Source organism: Salinirussus salinus (genome assembly GCF_009831455.1).
Classification (GTDB): domain Archaea; phylum Halobacteriota; class Halobacteria; order Halobacteriales; family Haloarculaceae; genus Salinirussus; species Salinirussus salinus.
Genome location: NZ_WOWO01000003.1, coordinates 97647 through 119942, shown reverse-complemented (window position 1 = coordinate 119942; position 22296 = coordinate 97647). Strand labels below are relative to the sequence as shown.

At 70.3% G+C, this 22296-nt stretch carries 19 protein-coding genes; 6 read left to right on the top strand and 13 right to left on the bottom strand.

Features of this window, described 5'->3' with window-relative positions:
* Positions 1-63: 63 nt before the first annotated feature.
* The 12 genes from GN153_RS10515 to GN153_RS10460 all read right to left on the bottom strand — a co-directional run bounded on the left by GN153_RS10515 (position 64) and on the right by GN153_RS10460 (position 12223).
* Complete coding sequence (locus GN153_RS10515) at positions 64-453, bottom strand: hypothetical protein (RefSeq protein WP_159902509.1); 390 nt, start codon at positions 451-453, stop codon at positions 64-66.
* A 293-nt stretch (positions 454-746) separates the two neighbouring features.
* Complete coding sequence (gene argF, locus GN153_RS10510) at positions 747-1646, bottom strand: ornithine carbamoyltransferase (RefSeq protein WP_159902507.1); 900 nt, start codon at positions 1644-1646, stop codon at positions 747-749.
* Positions 1646-2755, bottom strand: a complete 1110-nt coding sequence (locus tag GN153_RS10505) for a [LysW]-lysine hydrolase (RefSeq protein ID WP_159902505.1) — start codon at positions 2753-2755, stop codon at positions 1646-1648. The genes argF and GN153_RS10505 overlap by 1 nt, the downstream gene beginning before the upstream one ends.
* On the bottom strand, positions 2752-3882 hold the full coding sequence (locus GN153_RS10500) for an aspartate aminotransferase family protein (RefSeq protein WP_159902503.1): 1131 nt from the start codon (positions 3880-3882) through the stop codon (positions 2752-2754). Before GN153_RS10500 ends, GN153_RS10505 begins: the two co-directional genes overlap by 4 nt.
* Positions 3879-4739 carry an acetylglutamate/acetylaminoadipate kinase gene (locus tag GN153_RS10495; RefSeq protein WP_159902501.1) on the bottom strand — a complete coding sequence of 287 codons (861 nt, stop codon included), beginning with the start codon at positions 4737-4739 and terminating at the stop codon, positions 3879-3881. Before GN153_RS10495 ends, GN153_RS10500 begins: the two co-directional genes overlap by 4 nt.
* Positions 4736-5773, bottom strand: a complete 1038-nt coding sequence (argC, locus tag GN153_RS10490) for an N-acetyl-gamma-glutamyl-phosphate reductase (RefSeq protein ID WP_159902499.1) — start codon at positions 5771-5773, stop codon at positions 4736-4738. The genes GN153_RS10495 and argC overlap by 4 nt, the downstream gene beginning before the upstream one ends.
* Complete coding sequence (gene lysX, locus GN153_RS10485) at positions 5770-6645, bottom strand: lysine biosynthesis protein LysX (RefSeq protein ID WP_159902497.1); 876 nt, start codon at positions 6643-6645, stop codon at positions 5770-5772. The genes argC and lysX overlap by 4 nt, the downstream gene beginning before the upstream one ends.
* A 31-nt stretch (positions 6646-6676) precedes the next feature.
* Positions 6677-6841: a lysine biosynthesis protein LysW gene (lysW, locus tag GN153_RS10480; RefSeq protein ID WP_159902495.1), complete on the bottom strand. Its 165-nt coding sequence runs from the start codon at positions 6839-6841 to the stop codon at positions 6677-6679.
* A gap of 228 nt (positions 6842-7069) precedes the next feature.
* Positions 7070-8566, bottom strand: a complete 1497-nt coding sequence (gene argH, locus GN153_RS10475; protein ID WP_159902493.1) for an argininosuccinate lyase — start codon at positions 8564-8566, stop codon at positions 7070-7072.
* 1 nt (position 8567) lies between these two features.
* The gene (locus GN153_RS10470; RefSeq protein ID WP_159902491.1) at positions 8568-9788 is read right to left on the bottom strand and encodes an argininosuccinate synthase; all 1221 of its coding nucleotides are present in this window, start codon (positions 9786-9788) and stop codon (positions 8568-8570) included.
* A 304-nt stretch (positions 9789-10092) separates the two neighbouring features.
* Positions 10093-10938 carry a hypothetical protein gene (locus tag GN153_RS10465; RefSeq protein ID WP_201287871.1) on the bottom strand — a complete coding sequence of 282 codons (846 nt, stop codon included), beginning with the start codon at positions 10936-10938 and terminating at the stop codon, positions 10093-10095.
* Positions 10939-11095: 157 nt separating this feature from the next.
* Positions 11096-12223, bottom strand: coding sequence for a helix-turn-helix transcriptional regulator (locus GN153_RS10460; protein ID WP_159902489.1), 1128 nt, complete (start codon positions 12221-12223; stop codon positions 11096-11098).
* Positions 12224-12311: 88 nt separating this feature from the next.
* On the opposite strand from GN153_RS10460, the gene GN153_RS10455 reads away from it, so the two are divergent.
* The 5 genes from GN153_RS10455 to GN153_RS10435 all read left to right on the top strand — a co-directional run bounded on the left by GN153_RS10455 (position 12312) and on the right by GN153_RS10435 (position 19888).
* Positions 12312-12491, top strand: a complete 180-nt coding sequence (locus tag GN153_RS10455; RefSeq protein ID WP_159902487.1) for a DUF7554 family protein — start codon at positions 12312-12314, stop codon at positions 12489-12491.
* Positions 12492-12589: 98 nt separating this feature from the next.
* A complete protein-coding gene (locus GN153_RS10450) occupies positions 12590-13156 on the top strand; it encodes a 2'-5' RNA ligase family protein (RefSeq protein ID WP_159902485.1) in 567 nt (188 codons plus the stop codon).
* Between the two features lie 53 nt (positions 13157-13209).
* Complete coding sequence (locus GN153_RS10445) at positions 13210-13632, top strand: PPC domain-containing DNA-binding protein (RefSeq protein ID WP_159902483.1); 423 nt, start codon at positions 13210-13212, stop codon at positions 13630-13632.
* Positions 13632-18800, top strand: coding sequence for a DNA polymerase II large subunit (gene polC, locus GN153_RS10440; protein ID WP_159902481.1), 5169 nt, complete (start codon positions 13632-13634; stop codon positions 18798-18800). The genes GN153_RS10445 and polC overlap by 1 nt, the downstream gene beginning before the upstream one ends.
* A 116-nt stretch (positions 18801-18916) precedes the next feature.
* The gene (locus GN153_RS10435) at positions 18917-19888 is read left to right on the top strand and encodes a quinone oxidoreductase family protein (protein ID WP_159902479.1); all 972 of its coding nucleotides are present in this window, start codon (positions 18917-18919) and stop codon (positions 19886-19888) included.
* A 277-nt stretch (positions 19889-20165) separates the two neighbouring features.
* On the opposite strand, the gene engB is transcribed toward GN153_RS10435, so the two are convergent.
* On the bottom strand, positions 20166-20783 hold the full coding sequence (engB, locus tag GN153_RS10430) for a GTP-binding protein EngB (protein WP_159902477.1): 618 nt from the start codon (positions 20781-20783) through the stop codon (positions 20166-20168).
* A gap of 89 nt (positions 20784-20872) precedes the next feature.
* Between engB and GN153_RS10425 the strand changes: the two genes are divergently transcribed.
* Positions 20873-22171, top strand: a complete 1299-nt coding sequence (locus tag GN153_RS10425; protein ID WP_159902475.1) for a TIGR00341 family protein — start codon at positions 20873-20875, stop codon at positions 22169-22171.
* Positions 22172-22296 lie beyond the last annotated feature (125 nt).

The following is a 22296-nucleotide window of genomic DNA, read 5'->3' as shown; positions in this document are numbered from 1 at the left end:
TTCTGAGGTGTGTTTCCGCTCCGGGACCGGTACGCGGCAGAAGCATACGGCCATCGAGACAGCCTATCCCGCTTGAAGAAGGAATTTGATGTTTCGAGTGTCGTCTATCTGCACCCAAAGCGGCGCGAGCTGGACTGTGGGGTCGGTCCACTCGAACGTCTCGCTCGGTCCGCTCTCCACAGCCACCTCGACGGTGTAACCGCTGGTGTTGGTCGGGAGTTTCCCGGAGTTCACCGGGTCAACGATCTCCCCCGGAGCGATGTCCAGCGTTCTGTCGGTATGCGGCTCCTCGGCGTTCGTGTCCGTGACCGTGACCGAGACTACCCTGCTTTCGGATGCGACGTTGTGGACGACCACGTCCGTCGCGCCACTGTCTCCGACCCCGCCGCGGTCCAGAAACGACGAACATCCCGCGATACTCGTCGTACCAGCCGCCACCATCGCGGCGAGCATCTGACGCCGTCCGAGACGGCCCGAGAAGCGGTGTTCCATACCAGCAAAGAGCCGCGAGAGACGTATATCCGTTGGCGTAAGTCAAATCCGCGGTTTAGTATGCGACGGGGAGCTGGCACAGAGACGCTCGCTCACGACCGTTCTGCCAGCCACACGAGCAGCCCGTTCTGCGCGTGCATCCGGTTCTCGGCCCGGTCCGGCAGCCACCTTTTTGCCGCGGGGGCTCTCGCTCGCTGCGCTCGCTTCGACCCCCGCGGCAAAAACGTGGGTGAAAAAGCGCTCGTTCGCTCCGCTCACGACCGTTCTGCCAGCCACACCAGCAGGCCGTTCTGCGCGTGCATCCGGTTTTCCGCCTGGTCCCAGACGATGGCGTTGTCGCTCTCCAGGGCCTCGTCGGTGACCTCCTCGCCGCGGTGGGCCGGCAGGCAGTGCATCAGCGGCCGGTCGCCCAGCAGTTCGGTCGTCACTTGGAAGCCCTCGAAGGCCCGGAGCTTCTCCTCGCGTTCGTCCTCCTGGCCCATCGAGACCCAGACGTCCGTGTAGACGACGTCGGCGTCGGCCACGGCGGCTTCGGGGTCGGTCGTGCGCTCGGGCGGATCCCCGAGTTCGGCCGCGCGCTCGTAGACGGCGTCGTCGATGCCGTACCCCTCGGGGGTGGCGACGGTCACGTCCAGCCCGACCATCGCCGCCCCGAGCACGAAGGACTGGCAGACGTTGTTGCCGTCCCCGACCCACGCGACGTGGCTGTCGAAGCCGAACTTCTCGCGGACGGTCAAAAGGTCCGCGAGCGTCTGGCAGGGGTGGGCGTCGTCGGTCAGCCCGTTGACCACCGGGACGGTGGCGTACTCCGCCAGTCCCTCGACGTCCGTGTGGTCGAACACCCGCGCCATGATGAAGTCGGCGTACCGGGAGACCGCGCGGGCGGTGTCCCTGATCGGCTCGCCGTGGCCCAGGTGGATGTCGTCGGGACCAAGGAAGATGGCGTGCCCGCCCAGCTGGGTCATGCCGGTCTCGAAGGAGACACGCGTTCGCGTCGAGGGTTTCTCGAAGATCATCGCCAGCGTCTGTCCGTCGAGGGGCTGGCCGGCGCTCGTCCCCGCCTCCGGGCCGCTTCCGGCCTTCAGTTCGGCCGCGCGGTCGAGCACGGCGCCCAGGTCCGTGACGCTCAGGTCGTCGATGTCTACCAGGTCCATCATTCCTCCAGCAGGCGCTCGGTGACGTCCTCGAGGATGGCCACGGTCTCGTCGTACTCGGCCAGCCCGAGGTGTTCGTTCGGCGCGTGGTCCAGGTCGGAGTTACCGGGGCCGTAGGTGACCATCGGACAGTCCCAGTGCTGTGCGTAGACGTTCATGTCGCTGGTGCCGGTCTTGCGGAGCAGGCGGGGGTCCCCCCCGCGCCCGCGGATGGCCGCGCGGAACGCCCGCGCGACGGGGGTCCGGGGGCTCTGCATCACCGGCTCCACCCTGTCGTCCCAGTTGACCGTCCCGAGTTCGAGGTGACCGTCCGCGATCTCGCGGACCTCGTCGGTGGTGAACTCCGGGGGGACCCGGAGCTGGACGTCGATGGTGGTCTCCACGGAGAGCCCGTCGTCGGTCATCCCGCCCTCGAAGGAGACGGGCTTGGGCGTCACGCGCTCGAAGACGGGGACCCACTCGTCGTGGCCGAACTCCTCCTCGACGCGGTTCCACCACGCGATCCCCTCCTGGATGGCGTTCGCGTCGGGCCGCGAGGAGTGACCGGACTCGGAGGTGGCGACGTAGGTGCCCGCGAGCAGGCCCCGGTACCCGAGGGTGATCCCCTCCCAGCCGGACGGTTCGCCGTTGATGACGGCGTCGGGGGCCGGGCGGTCCTCGACGAGGTGGCGCCCGCCCCGGGAGTCGACCTCCTCGCCGACGACGCCGGCGAAGCTTGCGCCCGTCCGGACCGCGGCGACGGCCATCGCAGCAAGCGGGCCCTTCGCGTCGACGCTCCCCCGGCCCCAGAGCACGTCGACCGTGCCGGTACCCTCGATGCCTTCCGGTGGTTCGTCGCCACCCCAGCGGACGTCGACGTGGGGCATCTCCTCGACCCGGACGGGGATGTCCCCGGGAACGGTGTCGATGTGGGAGGTCAGGAGGACGCCGTCGTCGGCGGGCGCCCGGAGGTTCCCGACCTCGTCGACGTATGCCTCCCGGCCGTGGCGCTCGAAGTACCCCTTCAGCTGCTCGGCGCAGGCCCGCTCGTCGCCGGTGACCGAGGGGACCGAGACCAGCTTCTCCAGCAGCTCCCGGGACTCGGTCGCCGCGCGCTGGGCGGTCGTCATCCGACCACCTCCGCCATCGCCTCGACGATACGGTCGGCGTGCTTCCGCTCGAGGGTCAGCGGCGGGAGCAACCGGACGACGGTCCGGCCCGCCGGCAGCGCCAGCACCTGGTGGTCCATGGCAAGCTGCTTCAGATAGCGGTTGGCGCCCCGCTTGACCTCGACACCGACCATCAGCCCCTCGCCCCGGACCTCGCGGGCGTTTTCGAGCGTTCCCGCCAGCTCCTCGCGGAGGTACGCCCCCACGTCCGCGGCGTGGGCGGGCAGGTCCTCCCCGCGGACGGTCTCGACGGTCGCCTTCGCGGCCGCCGAGATGACCGGCCCGCCGGAGAAGGTGGAGGCGTGGGAGCCGTAGTCCTCCGCGACCCAGTCCCGGCACAGGGTGGCGCCGACGGGCAGGCCGTTGCCCAGCCCCTTCGCGGTGGTGAGCATGTCCGGGACGACGCCGGTCCACTCGGCGGCCCACAGCGTCCCCGTCCGGCCCATCCCGGTCTGGACCTCGTCGAAGACCAGGGCCGCGCCCGCCTCGTCGGTCGCCTCGCGGGCGGCCTCGAGGAACTCCTTCGTGGGGGGGTTGATCCCGCCCTCCCCCTGGATGGGCTCGACGATCACCGCGGCGGTCTCGTCGTCGACGGCCTCCCGGACCGCGTCCGCGTCACCATACGGAACGAAGTCGACGTCCCCGACCAGGGGCTCGTAGGGTTTCTTGTACTTGTCCTTCCAGGTCGTCGACAGCGCTCCCATGGTGCGGCCGTGAAAGCCCTGCATGGTGGCGATGATCTTCGTCTGCCCCTCGCCGGTGGCGGCGCGGGCGAACTTCAGCGCGGCCTCGTTCGCCTCAGTCCCGGAGTTACAGAGCCAGGTCTTCCCGATGTCGCCGGGGGCGGTGTCGGCCAGCAGCTCGTACAGCTCGGTCCGGACTCCGACGGGGTAGGAGGCCTGGACGTAGGTCAGCCGGTCGAGCTGGTCGCGGACGGCCGTCTGGACGGCCTCGTGGCCGTGGCCCAGCGGGACACAGGCGTAGCTGGCGCCGGCGTCGAGGTACTCCGTCCCCGAGTCGTCGTAGAGGTAGACGCCGTCGCCCTCCTCGATCCGGATGGGCTTCTCGGCGAAGACGAAGCCGCTCATGTGTCCCCCTCCAGGGCGTCCGGATAGATATGTGTCCCGTCTCCCTCCAGGGCGGTCATCACCGGCCGGTCGAGGTTCGCGTCCGCGACCACCACTTCGGCGGCGCCGCCCTCCAGGGCCTCGCCGGCGGCCATCACCTTCCGGCCCATGCCTCCCTCCGCGAGTGACTGCAGGTGGTCCCACTCCGCGGGCTCGTCGACCTCGCGGACCAGCGTGCTCCGGTCGTCCGGGTCCTCGAGGATGCCGGGGACGTCCGTCAGCAACAGCAGGGTCGCGTCGAGCGCGCCGGCGATGGCCGCCGCCGCGCGGTCGGCGTCCGTGTTGACCGGCGTGATTGCGTCGTCATCAGCGCCGGCCATCGGCGGGCTCACGACCGGGGTGTAGCCGTCGGCGACAAGCCCGGCCAGCAGGTCGGCGTTGACCTCCCTTGGCGTGCCGGAGTGGTCGCCCCGGCGGACCTTCCGCTTGCCGTCCTCGACGACCCGGACCGCCGACTTCCGGGGGCCGTGCAGGAGTTTGCCGTCCACACCCGAGAGCCCGACGGCGTCGACGCCCTCGCTTTGCAGGCTGGCGACGAGTTCGGTGTTCACCAGTCCGGGCATCACCATCTCGAAGACCTCCATGGTCTCCTCGTCGGTGAACCGACCCTTGACGCCCGAGGGAGTCTCGACGTACTCCGGCTCGATGCCCAGCCGCTCGAGGGTCTCGTCGACGGCCGTCGAGCCGCCGTGGACCACGACCACGTCCTCGGCCTCGTGGTCCCCGCCCTCCGCCTCGCTTTTGACGAGCGCTGCCACGTCCGCGAGCGCGCCCGCGGGGTCGACCGCGCGGGCACCCCCGATCTTGATGACTATCATGGTGCGCCGACAGGGTGCAGCCCGCGGAAGTCCAGGCCGGCCGTCTCCTCGACCCCGAGCGCGACGTTGGCGGCGTGGACGGCCTGGCCCGCGGAGCCTTTGAGCATGTTGTCTATCGCGGCGAAACAGACGATACGCTTGTTCGAGGGGTCGAGCTCGAAGCCGACCTCCGCGCGGTTGGTGCCCGCGACGGCCTTGGGCTCGGGGTAGCGGTACACCCCCCCGCCGCCCGCGACCAGCTCGACGAACGGTTCCTCCTCGTAGGCGCCCCGGTAGGCGCCCCACAGGTCCCCTTTCGAGACGGGCTCGCCGGGGAAGACGTGACACGTCGCCGACGCGCCCCGGGTCATGTCCACCGCGTGGACGGTAAAGGAGACGTCGAGCCCGAGGAAGGCCTCGATCTCGGCCTCGTGGCGGTGGCCCGTCGGGGCGTACGGTCTGACGACGCCCGAGCGCTCGGGGTGGGAGGCGGCCTCGCCGCCGCCCGCGCCACCCTCGCTGGAGCCCACCTTCACGTCGACGACGACCTGCTCGTCGCCGGTCAGCACGCCCTCCTCCACGAGCGGCATGAGCCCCAGGATCGTCGCCGTCGCGTTACAGCCCCCTGCGGCGATCAGGTCGGCGCCGGGCAGCGCCTCGCGGTTGAGCTCCGGCAGGGCGTACACCGACTCCTCCAGGAGTTCGGGCCGCTCGTGGCCGTCGTACCACTCCTCGTACTCCGCCTCGGTGTCGAGCCGGAAGTCCGCCGAGAGGTCGACGACCGTCTCGGCCGCCTCGCGGAACCGGTCGATCTCGCCCATCGAGACGCCGTGGGGGGTGGCGGCGAAGAGCACGTCTACCGACTCCAGCTCTTCGGGATCGGAGAAGCGCAAATCGAGGTGCCGGAGGTTGGGATGCGAGTACCCGACCGTCTTGTTGGTGCGCGAGCGGCTGGTGGCCTGGACGACCTCGAACTCGGGGTGACCGTCCAGCACCCGCAGCAGCTCGCCGCCGGTGAAGCCCGACCCGCCGACGACACTTGCGGTGTAGGTCATGCGTGCACCTCCGGCACGGTCTCCAGCCAGTCGACGACCCGCGCGGGGACGTCGGCGTCGACGGCGTCGTTCAGGGCCTTGAACTCGACGGTGTGGTTGACCTCGTGGACGGTGTAGCCCGTGGGCTCGCCGCTCTCGTCGACCCCGGTTTCCATCAGATCGACGCCCAACAGCCCACCGCCGACGGCGTCGCTGGCCCGCGCGACCAGGTCGCGGGCCGCCTCGTCCAGCTCGAAGGGCTCGACGTCGGCGCCCTTGGCGGCGTTCGTCAGCCAGTGGTCCGAGGAGCGGACCATCGCCGCGACGGGCTCGCCGTCGGTGGCGACCACGCGGATGTCGCGGCCGGGCTTCTCGACGAACTCCTGGACGTAGAAGACCTTGTGCTCGTAGTGGCCCAGCGTCTCCTTGTGCTCGAGGACGGCCTCGGCGGCCGACCGGGACTCGAGTTTCGCCATCAGCCGGCCCCACGACCCGACGACGGGCTTGAGCACGCACGGGTAGCCGAAGTCCTCGACGATCTCCAGAGCCGTGTCCTTGGTGAACGCGACCTCGGTCCTCGGCGTGGGAACGCCCGCCCCCGCGAGCGCCAGGGAGTTCTCGACTTTATCCGCACAGATCCGGGCGGTCTCGGCGCCGTTGACGATGGGGATCCCGTAGGCGTCGGCAAAGCGGGTGACGTAGCGGCTCCGGCTGGTTGCGAGACACCGGTCGACGAGCACGTCGACGCCGGCCATGTCCGCCGGCGGCTCCTCGAGGCCGAAGCGCTGGCGGCGGACGTCGACCTTGGCGACCTCGTGTCCCCGGTCGCGAAGCTCCCCGAGCAGGAGTTTCTCGTCTTTCCGGATCCGGGAGTAGCAGAGTCCGACTTTCATGCTGTCCTCCTGGTCGCGCGGGCCGCGGTGCTCACTCGCCCCAGTCCTCCTCGAGTTCGGGCGCCGTGTCGAGCTCGACGGGGTCGACCCCGACGACCTCGAGTTCGGCACCGCAGGTGGCGCAGTCGACGATCTCTCCGACTTCGAGGTCCTCGTGCAGGGAGACCTCGGCCCCGCACTCGATGCAGTCTGCCATTGTACTCCCCCCTCGCGCGCCTACTTACTTAAAGCCTTCGAACCTATCAGAAAGAATTGGTGACTCAGACGCCACTCTGACGGTGCCTGACGGCCTCCGTAGCCTCTTCCGTTTCAGTATATACTATTTCTGGTAATTCGTCCCCGGGGAGGGGACGGCGGCAGCGGCGGTCGCGGCTGCGGGCGGGGCTGACCCTGTTGGGCGGCCGGCCCGGCGACGCTGCCTGTCTCAGACATACGTCGCCACCTCCGCGTTCAGTTGCTCGCCTGCGTCCTCGACGCGTTCGCGGCGCCGCCCGAGGGCCTCGCGGTCCTCGGCGAGCCCCTCACGGGCCCGCTCCAGGTGGGCCTCGACGGCCTCGGGGGCGGGTCCGCCCCGCGAGTCACGCATCGCGACGTTCGCGGCGGGGTCGAGCGCCCCGGCCAGCGCCTCGCGGTCGACGCGGCCGGTCACCGGCTCGCCCATCACCGCCTCGCCCGCCGCGTCCAGCGCGTCGATGCCGGGCGCCGACTCCCCGGGGGCCATCCCCTCGGCGGCCCGCGCGACGACCTCGTGGGCCGTCCGGAAGGGGACGCCAGCCTGGGCCAGGAGGTCCGCCGCGCCCGTCGCCGTCGAGAAACCCTCGCCGGCCGCTTCCTCCAGCGTGTCGGCCGGCCACTCGGCGGTCGCGACGGCGCCGACGGCCACCTCGACGCTCCCGGTCGTGCTGTCGATCACGTCCCAGGCGTGCCGGCCGGCCCGCTGGAGGTCGCGGTTGTACGCGCGGGGCAGCCCCTTCAGCGTCGTCAGCAGGCCCTGTAGCCCCGCCACGGCGTCGCCGGTCCGGCCCCGCACCAGTTCGAGGGTGTCGGGGTTTTTCTTCTGGGGCATGATGGAGGAGGTCGAGGCGTAGTCGTCGTCCAGTGCGACGTGACCCTTGCTGGCCATCGTCACCAGGTCCTCTGCAAGCCCCGACAGCGTCGTCGCCAGCCCGGCCATCCCCGCCGTCGTCTCGACGAGGAAATCGCGGGCGGAGACCGCGTCGGTGGCGTTCTCGACCAGCCCGTCGAATCCCAGCAGCCCGGCGGTCCGCTCGCGGTCGACGTCGAAGCTCGTCCCGGCGAAGGCCGCCGCGCCCAGCGGCGACCGGTTGACCCGGTCGTAGGCGTCGACCAGCCGTGCGGTGTCTCGCGCCAGTGCCTCCTCGTAGGAGCACAGCCAGTGGGCGACGGTGGTGGGCTGGGCCGGCTGGAGGTGGGTGTAGCCGGGCATCACCGTTTCCGTGTGTCCGCCGGCGGTCTCCAGCAGCTGCTCGCGGGCCTCCACCAGCGTCGAAAGCGTCTTGAGCAGGTCCTCGCGCAGCCGGTAGCGGATGCAGGCGGCCACCTCGTCGTTGCGCGAGCGGGCGGTGTGCATCCGCCCACCCGCGGGCCCGACACGGTCGATGACGGCCGTCTCGATGGCCTCGTGGACGTCCTCGCCGTCGGGCAACGCGGCGTGACCTGCGTCCCCGATTTCGGCGAGCGCCGACAGGATGGCCCCGGCGTCCTCTCCCTCGATGATCCCCTGTTCGGCGAGCATCACGACGTGGGCCCGGTCCACGGCGAGGTCGGCGGCGAAGATGCGCTCGTCGTCGGCAAGTGAGGAGAGGAAGGCACGGGCGGGGCCACCGGAGAAGCGGTCCCGGCGGACGACGCTCTCGCCGTCCGCCCCGGGTCCGTCGTCGTCCGCACCTTCCCCCGTCATCTCACTCCTCCCCGTCCGTGCCGCGCGCGTTCTCGATGGCGCGGTTGGCCAGCCGCGACTGGAAGCCGTGGTACTTGGCGACGCCGGTGGCGTCCTCCTGGGTGATGCCGCCGGTGACGTCCTCCTCGTCGAAGGAGGCCGCCGACTCCGAGTACACCGCGTACTCGCTCTCGCGGGCGACCGGCCGGCAGTGCCCGCCCTCCAGTTTCACGGTGACGGTGCCGGTGACGCGCTCGTTGGTCGTGTCGATAAAGCCCTCCAGCGCATCCACGAGCGGCGCATCCACGAGCCCCTGGTACCCCTTCTGGGCCCACTGGGCGTCGACCTGCTGTTTGAACTGGCGCTCCTCCTGGGTGAGCACGAGCTGTTCGAGGGCCTCGTGGGCCGTCAGGAGGACGGTCGCTGCGGGGTGTTCGTAGTTTTCCCGTACCTTGAGCCCGAGCATCCGGTCTTCCATCATGTCGGTCCGGCCGACGCCGTGGGCACCGGCCCGCTCGTTGAGCGTCTCGATCAGTTCGACCGGTTCGACCCCCTCGCCATCCAGCGCGACCGGCTCGCCCTCGGCGAACTCGACCTCGACGAGTTCGGCCGCCTTCCCCCCGGGGGTCTGGGTCCAGTCGTAGATGTCGTCCTCGGGGATGGTCGCGGGGTCCTCCAGCTCCGAGCCCTCGATCGACCGGCTCCAGAGGTTGGTGTCGATGCTGTAGCGGCCCTCGCTGCCGCCCTCGACGGGCAGGCCACGCTCGGCGGCGTACTCCTGCTCCCAGTCGCGGGTCAGGCCGAGTTCGCGGACGGGCGCGACCACATCGAGCGGGGAATCCCGCCAGACGGCCTCGAACCGGAGCTGGTCGTTGCCCTTCCCGGTGCAGCCGTGGGCGACGGCGTCACACCCCTCCCCGAGGGCGACGTCGAGGATCGCTCCCGCGATGACCGGGCGAGCGAGCGCCGTCCCCAGGGGGTAGCCCTGGTAGGTGGCGTTTGCCTTCACCGACCGCAGGCACAGGTCGGCGAACGCCTCGCGGGCGTCGACGACGTAGTGCTCGACGTCGAGCGCGGCGGCGGTCTCCTCGGCCTCGTCGAACTCCTTGCGGGGCTGGCCGACGTCGACGGTGACGCCGACCACCTCGTCGTAGCCGTACTCCTCTTCGAGCAGCGGTACACAGACTGTGGTGTCGAGCCCGCCCGAGAAGGCGAGCGCGACGCGGGATGGTTCCTCTGGCATGTGTGCGGTGTGTTTTGGGGTGTGGTGTGTGATTCCGGTGTCGGGTGTCGACTGAACGGCTGACCGCCCAAGGACCCGACGGTGGGCGGCGGTCGGACGGTTCGGGACTGGGGGAGTGGATGAAGCGGGCCTTACCGGCCCGGTCGTCGCACTCGGAGAAGGGCGGACCCGCTGGCGGGTCGGGCGTGACCGGACGCGCGGGTCGGCGTCATGTGGCTACTCCTTTCCGGTGTGTCTTCAAATATCTTCCGAGAATCAGCCGGCCTGTGAGGAGTTCGCAGGCTCCGGCTCGACCGCCGTGACGCTACGTCCCGGAGCGCTCGCCGCCCCGGGTGTCCGTCCCGTTCGCCGTCGCGGTGCCGTCCCGGCTGCCGGACGCGCCGTCCCCGTCGCTTCCCTGCCCGCCGGGCCCAGCGGTGGTGTCGCCGTCGCTTCCCTCGGTCGCGTTGCCGTCCGACGCCACGGTCGCGTTGCCGTCGGGCGTTCCGGTGGCGTTCCCGTCGGGTGTCTCGGTCACGTCCCCGGGCACCCCCGGCGCTCCCGGCGGACCGCGCGGGGCCTCGGCCGGTCTGCCGACGCTCGGTCCGGCGATCGACCGGGCGATCGCCGCGACTTCGGGCCCGGTCAGGTTCCCGGCCGCCTGCCGTAGCTGCTGGATCGCCGTGACGTTCACGCCGTTCGCCTCGAGCACTGCGGTCGGGAGGCTGCCGGCGGTCTCGCTGGTCCGGTTGGCCAGCTCCGCAGCCGTCCCCCCGCGGACCGCGAGTTCGCTCACGCGGGCCCGGAACTCGCCCTCGCTCATCGAGCCGTTCGCCCGGGCTTCCTCGAGGGCAGCCTTCCGGCGTTGGACAGTTTCGACCTGTTGCTGGACGTTTCCGAGTTGCTCCCGGACGACCGCAGCGCGGGCATCCTCGGAGGCGGCACGGGCGACCTGCAGGCCGAAGCTCCGCGTCTCGACCTCCCCCTCGAGTTCGGCCCCCTGGACGCCGACGACGCCGGAGAGGCGCTCGCCGGGGCTGGTCGCGTTCGTCGTGTTCGTCGCGTTGTCGGCCTGGGCCACCGGCCCGCTGCCGGCCGTCGCTGCCCCCACGGCGGGGACCGCGACCAGGGCGGCGACGACGGCGACCGCGAGCAGGGTTGTGCGTCGCATCGTGTCTCCCCGTTGTCCCCGCCTCTGCATATAAGACCCAAACCTCGAACGCCGATCAGCGTCGATCAAGCCGGATTAACGCGGATTTATCCGGCTTCTGTCCTGCGGTTTCCGCCGCTTTACTGCCGGGGTCTCGTTCCGGGCGGTGCCACCGGCCTCACTCCTCGTCGTCGCCACCGCTGCCGTCGATCTCTACGTCGGGGAGCGTGAGGACGTTCTCCCGGCCGAGCCGGAACGAGTCGAGTTCGCCCTCGTCGCGGAGGTCGCCGACGACCTGGCTGGTCTTGGCGGCCGTCCAGTCCAGTTCCGCCGCGGCCTCCTGCTGTTTCATCCGACCACCCCTCTCCTCCAGCAGCCGGAGCACCCGCTCCTCGTTGCTGAGCAGCTCCTCCGGCGGGGCCGCGGGCGCGTCGTCGCCCGCGGCTCCGGCTCCGCCGTCGTCGCTCCCGCTGCCATCGCTCCCGCTGTCCCCGCCTACTGGCCCGACGTTCCCCCGGCGAGCCAGGAGGACGCCCCCGGCGGCCAGCGCGACGACCAGGGCGAGCGCGACCGGGAGCAGGCTGCCGAGCCCGCTGTTCGTCCCGTCGCCCGGCCCGCCGTCCCCTCCACCGCCGCCCGGCGACGCCGTCTCCGTCGGCGTGGACCCGGCGCCCCGCTCGACAGTGACCCGCGGCTCGCCGGCCTTGAAGTCCGCGGGGCCGCGCCAGACGACGGCTCCCTCCTCGCGCTCGGTGGCGTCGGGCGTGACGCCCGTGACCCCGTAGCCGTCGGGCCAGGAGACCCGCAGGGCGGTCCCGGAATCGAGGATCAGCCTGTCGAGCGCGTCCCCCGCAGCGATGCGGTCACTGTCGGCCGCGGCGAAGCCGTCCCACTCGAAGCGGTAGGTGACTACGCCGAAGGTGGTGTCGGGCTGTGCCCGGGTTTCGGCCTCGACGCTGAAGTTCCCGACCGACATCTCGCGGCCGGTCGCGTTCTCGGCGCTGGCGGCGGTGGCCCCGATGCGGTCGCGGAAGGTTGCGACGTACCGCGAGCGGTTGGCCTCGATGTCCTGCCGGAGGGATTCGAAGGCGTCCGTGGCGTTCTGGTCGTCGAGTTCGATCCGGTAGGTGACCCGCCAGTCGGCGTCGCCGTCCGGTCCGACGGCGGCCGAAAGCGTCGTCGAGTCGGCGTCGATGCCGGTCTGTCCGACGGGGCCATCCTGTACTGCGACACCGACAGAGGCCACAGTCAGCACCAGCGCGGCCACGGCGAACGCGACGACGACGACTCGTCCTGCAACTCGCATCGGTCCACGCGTTCGCCTCCACTGCTGAAATGGCTTGTTGCCGACGGCGGGCCAGAAAGACTATCCCTCGGGCGGGAAACCGCCGGGTATGGACATCGAGACCGACACGCTGCTGAAGGTCATCCTCGTCCTCGTGGTGGTCTGGCTCGCCCTGGAGGTCCTGGAGGCCTTCGTCGACGTCCTCCAGTTCATCCTCGTCCCCCTCCCCAAGCTGCTGGGGGTGGCCATCATCATCCTGATCGTCCTCTACCTGCTCGACCGGTTGTAGCCGTCACACCCACGCCGCTTGCCCTCCCCGCTCACCGCCTGCCGCTTCCGTTCGCCGCTCCCGACGCGCTTTTCGCCCCTCGTCACCGACGACCGGGTGTGAACAGCGTCAACGTCCCGGTGCCGGGCCGCGTCTCCGGGCTGGCCGCGGAGGTCGCCGCCGACCTGACCGCCAGGCAGGGCGGGACCGACCTCGGCTCCGCCGTCGGCTCCGCCGGCTCCCGGGAGGCCCGGACCGACGCCGGCGGGGTGCGCGTTCGCGACGACCGGACGCTCGTGGCGAAGCGGCTCCCCGAGGGCGACCCCCACCGGGTCGAGGCCCGCGCCCGCGAGGCGATCGCGGGGACCCCGCCCTTCGAGGTCCGGGTCGACCGGGTCGACCAGTTCGCCGAACCCACCGCCGGCCCCGGGCCCGTCGTCTATCTGGCCGTCGAGTCGCCGGGGCTGTGGGAGCTCCACGAGCGGCTCTGCCGGGTCTTCGAGCCCGTCGACCGCCTCGAGAGCGAGGAGTACACCCCCCACGTGACGGTCGCCCGCGGGGGGAGCCGCGACGCCGCCGAGCGGGTGCTCGGTCCCGTCGAGCCCGTCGAGTGGACGGTCACCGAACTCCAGTTCTGGGACGCCACCCGGAACCTCGTCGCCGGCCGGGTCTCGCTGCCCGCCTGACCCCCACCGTGACGACCAGTGTGTTTTTGGGGGCTCCAGCCGTCGGCCCGGACATGGATTACCAGGAAGTCGACGCCACCCGGGAGTTCGTCGCGCGGCTGGAGCACGGCGGGGACTGGCGGGCCCAGATCGAGGCCTTCGCCGCCGACGAGGGGATCGCCTCCGCCTTCTTCTTCGGGCTGGGCGCGGTCCAGGACGCCGAACTCGCCTTCTACGACCAGGACACCAAGGAGTACGACAGCATCGTCTTCGAGGAACCGCTGGAGGTGGTGCCCGCCGTGGGGAACGTCTCGACGCTGGATGGCGAGCCCTTCGCGCACACTCACGTCGCGCTCTCGCGACCCGACGGGACGACGGTCGCCGGCCACCTGGACTCGGCGACGGTCTTCGCCGGCGAGCTCTACCTCCGTGCGTTCGACACCGACCTGGTCCGCGAGCGCGACCCCGTGACCGACCTGGACCTCTGGAACCTCTGATGCGTCCCGCGGACGACCGCTACTTCGAGGAACTCGAGGACGGCCTCGACGACGCCTTCGACGTGGCCACCCGGGCCCGCGAGCGTGGCGGCGACCCCACGGAGAGCGTGGAGATCCCCGTCGCCAAGGACATGGCCGACCGCGTCGAGAACATCCTCGGCATCGACGGCGTCGCCGAGCGGGTCCGCGAACTCGACGGGAAGATGTCCCGCGAGGAAGCGGCGCTGGCGCTGGTCGAGGACTTCGTCGAGGGCACCGTCGGCGACTACGACACCCGCGCCGGCAAGGTGGAGGGCGCGGTCCGGACCGCCGTCGCCCTCCTCACGGAGGGTGTCGTCGCCGCCCCCATCGAGGGGATCGACCGCGTCGAACTGCTGGAAAACGACGACGGCACGGAGTTCGTCAACGTCTACTACGCCGGCCCGATCCGCTCGGCGGGCGGGACCGCGCAGGCGCTGTCCGTGCTCGTCGCCGACTACGCCCGGACGCTTTTAGGGATCGAGGAGTACCGGACCCGGAGCGACGAGGTCGGGCGCTACGCCGAGGAGGTGGCGCTGTACGACTCCGAGACGGGACTCCAGTACAGCCCCATCGAACCGGAGGCGGAGTTCATCGCCGAGCACATGCCGGTCATGCTCGACGGGGAGGCCACCGGCGACGAGGAGGTCGAGGGCTACCGCGACCTCGAGCGGGTCGACACCAACGCCTCCCGCGGGGGGATGTGTCTGGTCTTCGCCGAGGGGATCGCGCTGAAGGCCCCCAAGATCCAGCGGTACACCCGCGAACTCGACGAGGTCGACTGGCCCTGGCTCCAGGACCTCATCGACGGCGCGTACAAGGAGGACCACGAAGACGACGCGGCCGACGGCGATGACGCCGCTGACGAGGGCGAGGAGGACGACGGCCCCGCAGGCGAAGAGAACGAGGGGGAGGACGGCGACCGGGACGGGGCGGCCGGCCCGCCCCGTCCCGACCCCTCGAAGAAGTACCTCCGGGACCTGATCGCCGGCCGGCCGGTGTTCTCCCATCCCAGCGAGCCCGGCGGCTTCCGGCTGCGCTACGGCCGCGCCCGCAACCACGGCCACGCGACGGCGGGCGTCCACCCGGCGACGATGCACCTGGTCGACGACTTCCTCGCCACAGGGACACAGATCAAGACCGAACGGCCCGGCAAGGCCGCGGGGGTCGTCCCCGTCGACACCATCGAAGGGCCGACCGTCCGGCTGGCAAACGGCGAGGTCCGCCGGATCGACGACGCCGAGGAGGCCCTGGCCGTCAGAAACGGCGTCGAGTCGGTGCTCGACCTGGGGGAGTATCTGGTCAACTACGGCGAGTTCGTCGAGAACAACCACCCGCTCGCGCCGGCCTCCTACACCGCCGAGTGGTGGCGCCAGGAGTTCGCCGACGCCGGCGGCCCCGTCCAGGCGCTCGAAGACGACGTCGCCGTCGACCTCGCGGACCCGACCGCGGCGGAGGCACTCGCCTGGGCAGAGGAGTACGACGCCCCGCTGCACCCGGCCTACACCTACCTCTGGCACGACGTGAGCGTCGACGACCTCTGTGCGCTGGCCGACGCCGTCGAGGCCGCCGACGCCGTCGCGGCTGACGGGGCAGCGATGGACGAGGGCGGGGGTGACGGCCGCCGTGAGGGGGACCGCGGGGGCACGGAGACGCTGCTCGCGCTTCCCCGCACCGAGGGGGTCCGGGAGACCCTGGAGTCGCTGCTGGTCGAGCACACCCAGGAGTCCGAGCGGCTGCTCGTCCCCGACTGGCGGCCGCTCGCGCGTTCGCTGGGCTTTACCGAGGACCTGACCCGCTCGTGGGACCGCGGGGACCTCTCGGAGGCGGCCAGCAGCTACGACGGCGGCGACAACGCCATCGAGGCGGTGAACGAACTCGCCCCCTTCCGGGTCCGCGAGCGGGCGCCCACGCGGGTGGGCAACCGGATGGGCCGACCGGAGAAATCGGAACAGCGGGAGCTGTCCCCGGCGGTCCACTCGCTGTACCCCATCGGCGACGCCGGCGGGAACCAGCGCGACGTCGCCGCGGCCGCCGACCACGGCGACGCCGTCGACGGAACCAGAGGGGAGGTCGAGGTGGAGGTCGGCCGCCGGGAGTGTCGCGAGTGCGCGAGCCGGGGCCACGAGGCCCGGTGCCCCGACTGTGGGGGTGTCACCGACCCGGTCTACGTCTGCCGGGACTGCGACCGCGAGGTCAAGCCCGACGAGTCCGGCCGCGCGGAGTGCCCCGCCTGCGGGACGCTGGCCTCCCCCACGCAGACGACGACGCTGAACGTCCACGACCGGCTCCAGGCGGCGCTCGACAACGTCGGCGAGCGCCCTTCCGCCTTCGACACGCTGAAAGCGGTCAAGGGGCTGACCTCCGAGGAGAAAGCGCCCGAACCCTTGGAGAAGGGCATCCTGCGGGCCAAACACGGCGTCTCGGCGTTCAAGGACGGCACCGTGCGCTACGACATGACCGACCTGCCGGTCACGTCGGTCCGGCCGGCCGAGCTCGACGTCACGGCCGAGCAGTTCCGCGAGCTCGGCTACGGGACCGACATCCACGGCGACCCGCTGCGCCACGACGACCAGCTCGTCGAGCTCAAGGTTCAGGACGTCGTCCTCTCGGACGGGGCCGCCGAGCACATGCTCGCGACCGCCGACTTCGTCGACGACCTGCTGACCCAGTACTACGGGCTCGACGCCTTCTACGACCTCGAGGAGCGGGAAGACCTGGTCGGCGAACTCGTCTTCGGGATGGCGCCCCACACCTCCGCGGCCGTCGTCGGCCGCGTCGTCGGCTTTACGAGTGCCGCCGTCGGGTACGCCCACCCCTACTTCCACGCCTCGAAACGGCGGAACTGTTTCCACCCGGAGACGAAGGTGTGGTACAGAGACGAAACCGGCGACTGGTGCCACGAGCGGATCGATGAACTGACCGACCAGTATCTCGACGACGAGGCCGCCGACCGGGATGCCTTCGGAACACTCGTCGACTCGCTCGACCATCTCGACGGTGACCTCGCCGTTCCTGCATTCGCCGAGAACGGGACGCAGTCGGTTCAGCCCGTCCAGTCGCTCAGCAAGCACCCCGCACCCGACCACGTCGTCACCGTGCGGACTGTTTCCGGCAGGGAACTGTCCGTCACCCCCGACCACGACGTACACGTGTACGACCCCGACCTCGGCCGCCTCGTGTCAGTCGCGGCCGGGGCTCTCGACGAGGGCGACCGTCTGGCGACACCAGCACACCTCGACGACATCACCCACTCCGACGCGGTACCCGAATTGGACCTCCTTCGTGAATTCCTTGACGGCGACGTAGTCGCCCGGGACCGGTTGATAATCCAGGGTCTCGATAGGGATCTCCTCTACACGCTGTTCGAGGACCGTCTCGCTGACGAGTGGGAGGGCGAGTTCTACCCGCTACAGAGCACCGCGGAGTGGCTCGGGATGACGAAGAAGCGGCTGAGTAACTACCTGTACCGCGAGAGTATTCCGGCCTCACTACTCGGGGAGTTTTTCGAGACCGACTCTGACCTGTGCTCGTTCGTCCCGGCAGAGGTGACGCTGGGCGTCAAGCGGGACACTGCGACGGTGGACCGGATGACTGAGCTTGGGGACCGGGTTGCGACGCTACTCGGCTACTACGCCGCCGAGGGATTCACACGCAAGCAGAAAACAACCAAGGGCACCGTCCACCAGACGACGCTCTGCGGGACCGAGGAGGAGGCCCGACGGTTCTTCCTCGACACGTTGCGCGAGGAGTTCGGTGCCGACCCGTACGTCGAGAACCACGCGAAGGTGACGGCGTCCGGTCGTCTCCTCCGGGCGGTCTTCGATACGGTCCTCGATGCGGGTGTCTCTGCTCCGACCAAGCGCGTCCCCCAGTGCATTTTCGACGCACCCGACCGGACCGTTGCCGCGTACCTCCGCGGCTATTTCAGTGGCGACGGTTCGGCCGACGGGGATGCCCCACGTGTCAGCGCAACGACGGTAAGCGACGAACTCAGGACGGACCTGCTGGCGTTGCTTACACGACTCGGCATCACGGCCACGGTCAACACCGTCGGACCAGCGCTACTGCGCGAGAAATTCCCTGGGTTTTACGACCAAGACGACGACTCGCTTAGCCGCCCTCGACACGAGATATCCGTTTCACGGTCCGACGCCGTGACCTTCGCAGAAACCGTCGGGTTTCACCTCTCGCGAAAGGACCGACGACTGCAGGAGTGTGTCCAGACCGTCGATGTCGGCGACGCACCCGCCTACGCCTTCGACGGTGGGACTGACCAGTTCGTCCTTGACCCCGTTGAGGAGGTGTCCTACACGGAATCCGATGTCGACCACGTCTACTGTCTCACCGTCTCGGAAACTCATTCACTTATAGCAAATGATATGTCGGTCAAACAGTGCGACGGCGACGAGGACTGCGTGATGCTGTTGCTCGACGGCCTGCTGAACTTTAGCCGGAAATTCTTGCCGGATCAGCGAGGTGGCAGAATGGACGCGCCCCTGGTGATGTCCTCGCGGATCGACCCCTCGGAGATCGACGACGAGGCCCACAACGTCGACATCATGGCCGAATATCCCCGGGAGTTCTACGAGGCGACCCGGGAGATGGCAGACCCCGAGGCGGTCGCCGACGTCATGACCATCGCGGAGGACCGCCTGGGGACGGAGGGGGAGTACCACGGCTTCGCGCACACCCACGACACGGGGAACATCGCGGCCGGGCCGGCGCTGTCGGCATACAAGACCCTGGGGTCGATGGAGGAGAAGATGGACGCCCAGCTCGCCATCTCCCGCACGCTGCGGGCGGTCGACGAGGCCGACGTGGCCGAGCGGATCATCGAGTACCACTTCCTGCCGGACCTGCTCGGGAACCTGAAGGCCTTTACCAGCCAGGAGTACCTCTGCCGGGGGTGTGGCGAGAAGTACCGCCGGCCGCCGCTGACGGGGGAGTGCCGGGAGTGTGGCGGGGACGTCGCCCTCACGGTCCACGAGGGGTCGGTCAACAAGTACATGGACACCGCCCTCCGGGTCGCCGAGGAGTTCGGCGCCCGGGCGTACACCAAACAGCGCCTGCGGATCCTCGAGAAACGCATCGACCGGATCTTCGAGGACGACAACAACAAGCAGTCGGGCATCGCCGACTTCATGTAGCCGTAACTGCCCTGGCTGCCGACGGGCAGTCTGGCAGTTGGGCGTCGGCTGTCGGCCATCCCGCCGGTCGGGGCGGGCGCCAGCAGGTCTTTGGGTCCGCCAGCTCATCTCGGGGCATGCGCGCTGTTCGCTACCACGAGGCCGGCGGCCCGGAGGTCCTGGAACTCGAAGAGGTCGAGCGGCCCGAGCCCGGGCCAGGGGAGGTGCTGGTCGAGGTCGAGGCGGCGAGTGTCAACCCCGTTGACGCGAAGTTCCGGGCGTGGGGCGTCCCGTCGATGCCCAAAACCACCGGCTCGGACCTGGCGGGGACGGTCGCCGCCGTCGGCGCGGGCGCCGACTACGCCGCGGGCGACCGCGTCTTCGGGACGGGCCTGCACACCGACCGTTTTTCGGGTGGGTCCTTCGCCGACTACGCCGTCGTTCCGACGGACCTGCTCGCCCCCCTGCCCGAGGGCGTGACCTTCGCCGAGGGTGCGGCGGTCGCGCTCGTCGGCGTCACCGCCTGGCGCGCATTCGTCGACCACGCCGGCCTCGAGCCCGGTGCGACGGCGTTCGTCCACGGCGGCAACGGCGGCGTCGGCCACGTCGCGGTCGGCCTCGCGGACGCGCTGGGGGCGACACCGGTCGCGACTGCCCGCCCCGAACACCACGACGCGGTCCGGGGATTCGGCGCCAGCGCCGTCCTCGATTACGACCGTGAGGACCTGGCCGAGGCCGCTCGAGAGGCGATGGGTGGCGGGGCCGACGCGGTGCTGGATCACATGCCCGACCGCTATTTCGGGGCCGACGTCGAACTCGCAGGACAGGAGGGCGACGTGGCGGTCATCGCCGGCGACGGGGCGACGCTGCCGGACGTGACCGCCGCACGCTCGAAGGAGCTCGACATCCATCTCATGAGCATGTCGAACCTGGCGACCCACCCGGAGATGCCCGACATGGCGCCGATCCTCGCCCGGCTCGGACGGCTGCTCGCCGGGGACCGGCTCGAGGTGGCCATCGACCGGACCCACAGCCTGGCGGAGGCCGGCGAGGCCCACCGGGCGGTGATGGAGGAGAGCGTCGTCGGCAAGGTCGTCGTCGAGCCGTAGTCGCGCGCGGCGGGAATCGCGGCCGCGAGCGCGTTGCATCGCGCGAGCCGGGGAAGGGCAGGCCCGCCGGTGACAGCGACTGGCGAGCATCCACGGCGCTAAGCGCCGCGGTTCACCGTCAGCGCACGCTCTGACGAGCCCTCGTTCGCGGTGCTCACGAGGACCCCGGACGCTTCCCCGCTTCGCTCGGTCGCCTCCGGTCTTTTTCGCCCACGTTTTTGTCGTCAGGGGTGCCCGCAGCGCCGCAGGCAAAGGCACCCCGACGGGAAAAGGTGGTCTAGAAGAACTGGAAGAGGTCGTCACGGCCGGCCTCGTGAAGGTGTTCACGGACCGCTCCGGTGAGCGCGTCGACCGACCCGCGCTTGGCGCTGATGGGTGCGATAGTGTCCTGCCACTGTTGCCAGGGCGGAACGAGCCCGAACCGGTCGGCGACCTCGTTCAGGCGGGCGTCGCGGTCGTCGACCTTGTCCATCTTGTTGACCGCGACGACCGGCGGGATACCCACGTCCCGGAGAAAGCCGAACATCTCGATGTCGTAGGGGACCTCATCGGGGCCGGAGTGGCGGTCGATGATGTCGACGACGGCCTTCCCGTCGACGACGAGCACCCCGACCAGAATGTGGTCGGCGTGGGTCTCGATGTACCGGACGATGTCGGTTTTGATCCGCTCGCGGACCTCCTCGGGGACGCCGTTCATGAAGCCAAAGCCCGGCAGGTCGGTGATGAGAAAGTCCTCGCTGGCCCAGTCGTAGTGGTTGGGCTCGCGGGTGACGCCGGGGCGCTGGCCGGTCGCGAAGTCGTGGCCCGTGAGCTCGCGCATCAGGGTCGACTTGCCGACGTTCGACCGGCCCACGAGCACCACCTCGCTGTCCCGGTCGGGCCGCGTCTCGAACATACCGCCGCTACGCGCCTGGCGTGGATAAGCCCACCACTTCCGGAGCCGAACCCCCAAACGCTTTTTCCGGCCCTCCCATCGGGGGAGACGTGCGACTCGTCCAGGTCACCATCCCCTCGGGAAAGCGCGAGACGATCCTCGGCGCACTGGACGAGGAGGACGTCGACTACGTGGTCTCCGACGAGACCAGCAGCCGGGAGTACGCCGCCATCGCGTACGTCCCGCTGCCGACGAACGCCGTCGAACCGGTGCTTGAGGCGCTCCGGGACGCCGGCCTCGACGACGACGCCTACACCGTCGTGCTCGAGGCGAACACGGTCGTCTCCCGGCGCTTCGAAGAGCTCGAGGAGCGGTACGCCGGGGAGGAAGACGAGGACCGGATCGCCCGCGAGGAGCTGACCAGTACCGCATCGAGCATGGCGCCCTCTCCCCGGACCTACGTCGTGATGACTGTCGTGAGCGCACTGATCGCGACTGCGGGCCTGTTGCTCGACTCCCCGGCGGTCGTGGTCGGCTCGATGGTCATCGCCCCGCTCGTCGGGCCCGCGATGGCCGCCAGCGTCGGGACGGTCGTCAACGACCGCGAGCTGTTCGTCCGCGGGGTTCGCTACCAGCTCGGCGGGCTCGTGCTCGCGGTAGTGACCGCGGCGCTGTTCGCGCTGGTGGTTCGGTACGCCCACCTGATCCCGCCGCTCGATGACATTACCAGCGTGGGACAGATCCGCGAGCGGCTCGCCCCCGACTTTCTCTCGCTGGCCGTCGCCCTCGGCGCGGGCGTCGCCGGGGCACTCAGTCTCACCTCCGGCGTCTCCACGGCCCTGGTGGGCGTGATGATCGCCGTGGCGCTCATTCCGCCAGCCGCGACCGTCGGGATCGGGGCCGCCTGGGGCGCGCCACTTGTGACACTCGGGTCAGGTGTGCTGCTGGCGGTGAACGTCCTCTCGATCAACCTCGCGGCACTGTCGGTGCTGTGGTACGCCGGCTACCGGCCGGAGCGGTGGTTCCGACGGGGCGCTGCCCGGAGCGCGACGCTCAAGCGCATCGGGGTACTCGTCGTCGCTATCCTCGTCCTCTCGGCGTTTCTCGGCGGCGTCACTCTGGACTCGTTCAGCCGCGCGACGACCGAGGAACGCATCCGAACCACGGCGGCGTCGGTCGTCGAGGAGGCGGAGGGCAGCGTCGGGGTCGACCTGCGGGTGCTCGACGTACAGGTGGACTACACCAACACCGCGCTGTTCCGGAAGGCGAACCGGGTGGTAGTGACCGTCGGTGTTCCGCCAGGGGAGACCGTCTCCGGGATGGCCGACCGGCTCGACGCCCGCCTCGACGGGGCGGCCGGTCACGACATCGAGACGGAGGTCCGCTACGTCGGGACCGAGGGCGGATAGCGGGTCGTCACTCGATGGCGAACACCGACACGAACCGCGGCAGGGCGACTGTGCCGGGGTTTCGCTGACCCCCCTGCCTGACTCGTCAGCGCACGCGGTCGGTGGCCGCGCTTCTGTATAAAAAG

Coding starts and splice junctions, on each gene's coding strand:
- GN153_RS10445 (WP_159902483.1), top strand. CDS start 13,210: ATGGATTACCAGGAAGTCGACGCCACCCGGGAGTTCGTCGCGCGGCTG.
- GN153_RS10460 (WP_159902489.1), bottom strand. CDS start 12,223: ATGCGAGTTGCAGGACGAGTCGTCGTCGTCGCGTTCGCCGTGGCCGCG.
- GN153_RS10455 (WP_159902487.1), top strand. CDS start 12,312: ATGGACATCGAGACCGACACGCTGCTGAAGGTCATCCTCGTCCTCGTG.
- GN153_RS10435 (WP_159902479.1), top strand. CDS start 18,917: ATGCGCGCTGTTCGCTACCACGAGGCCGGCGGCCCGGAGGTCCTGGAA.
- polC (WP_159902481.1), top strand. CDS start 13,632: ATGCGTCCCGCGGACGACCGCTACTTCGAGGAACTCGAGGACGGCCTC.
- lysX (WP_159902497.1), bottom strand. CDS start 6,645: ATGAAAGTCGGACTCTGCTACTCCCGGATCCGGAAAGACGAGAAACTC.
- lysW (WP_159902495.1), bottom strand. CDS start 6,841: ATGGCAGACTGCATCGAGTGCGGGGCCGAGGTCTCCCTGCACGAGGAC.
- argH (WP_159902493.1), bottom strand. CDS start 8,566: ATGACGGGGGAAGGTGCGGACGACGACGGACCCGGGGCGGACGGCGAG.
- GN153_RS10505 (WP_159902505.1), bottom strand. CDS start 2,755: ATGACGACCGCCCAGCGCGCGGCGACCGAGTCCCGGGAGCTGCTGGAG.
- engB (WP_159902477.1), bottom strand. CDS start 20,783: ATGTTCGAGACGCGGCCCGACCGGGACAGCGAGGTGGTGCTCGTGGGC.
- GN153_RS10465 (WP_201287871.1), bottom strand. CDS start 10,938: ATGCGACGCACAACCCTGCTCGCGGTCGCCGTCGTCGCCGCCCTGGTC.
- GN153_RS10495 (WP_159902501.1), bottom strand. CDS start 4,739: ATGATAGTCATCAAGATCGGGGGTGCCCGCGCGGTCGACCCCGCGGGC.
- GN153_RS10470 (WP_159902491.1), bottom strand. CDS start 9,788: ATGCCAGAGGAACCATCCCGCGTCGCGCTCGCCTTCTCGGGCGGGCTC.
- argF (WP_159902507.1), bottom strand. CDS start 1,646: ATGGACCTGGTAGACATCGACGACCTGAGCGTCACGGACCTGGGCGCC.
- GN153_RS10515 (WP_159902509.1), bottom strand. CDS start 453: ATGCTCGCCGCGATGGTGGCGGCTGGTACGACGAGTATCGCGGGATGT.
- argC (WP_159902499.1), bottom strand. CDS start 5,773: ATGACCTACACCGCAAGTGTCGTCGGCGGGTCGGGCTTCACCGGCGGC.
- GN153_RS10500 (WP_159902503.1), bottom strand. CDS start 3,882: ATGAGCGGCTTCGTCTTCGCCGAGAAGCCCATCCGGATCGAGGAGGGC.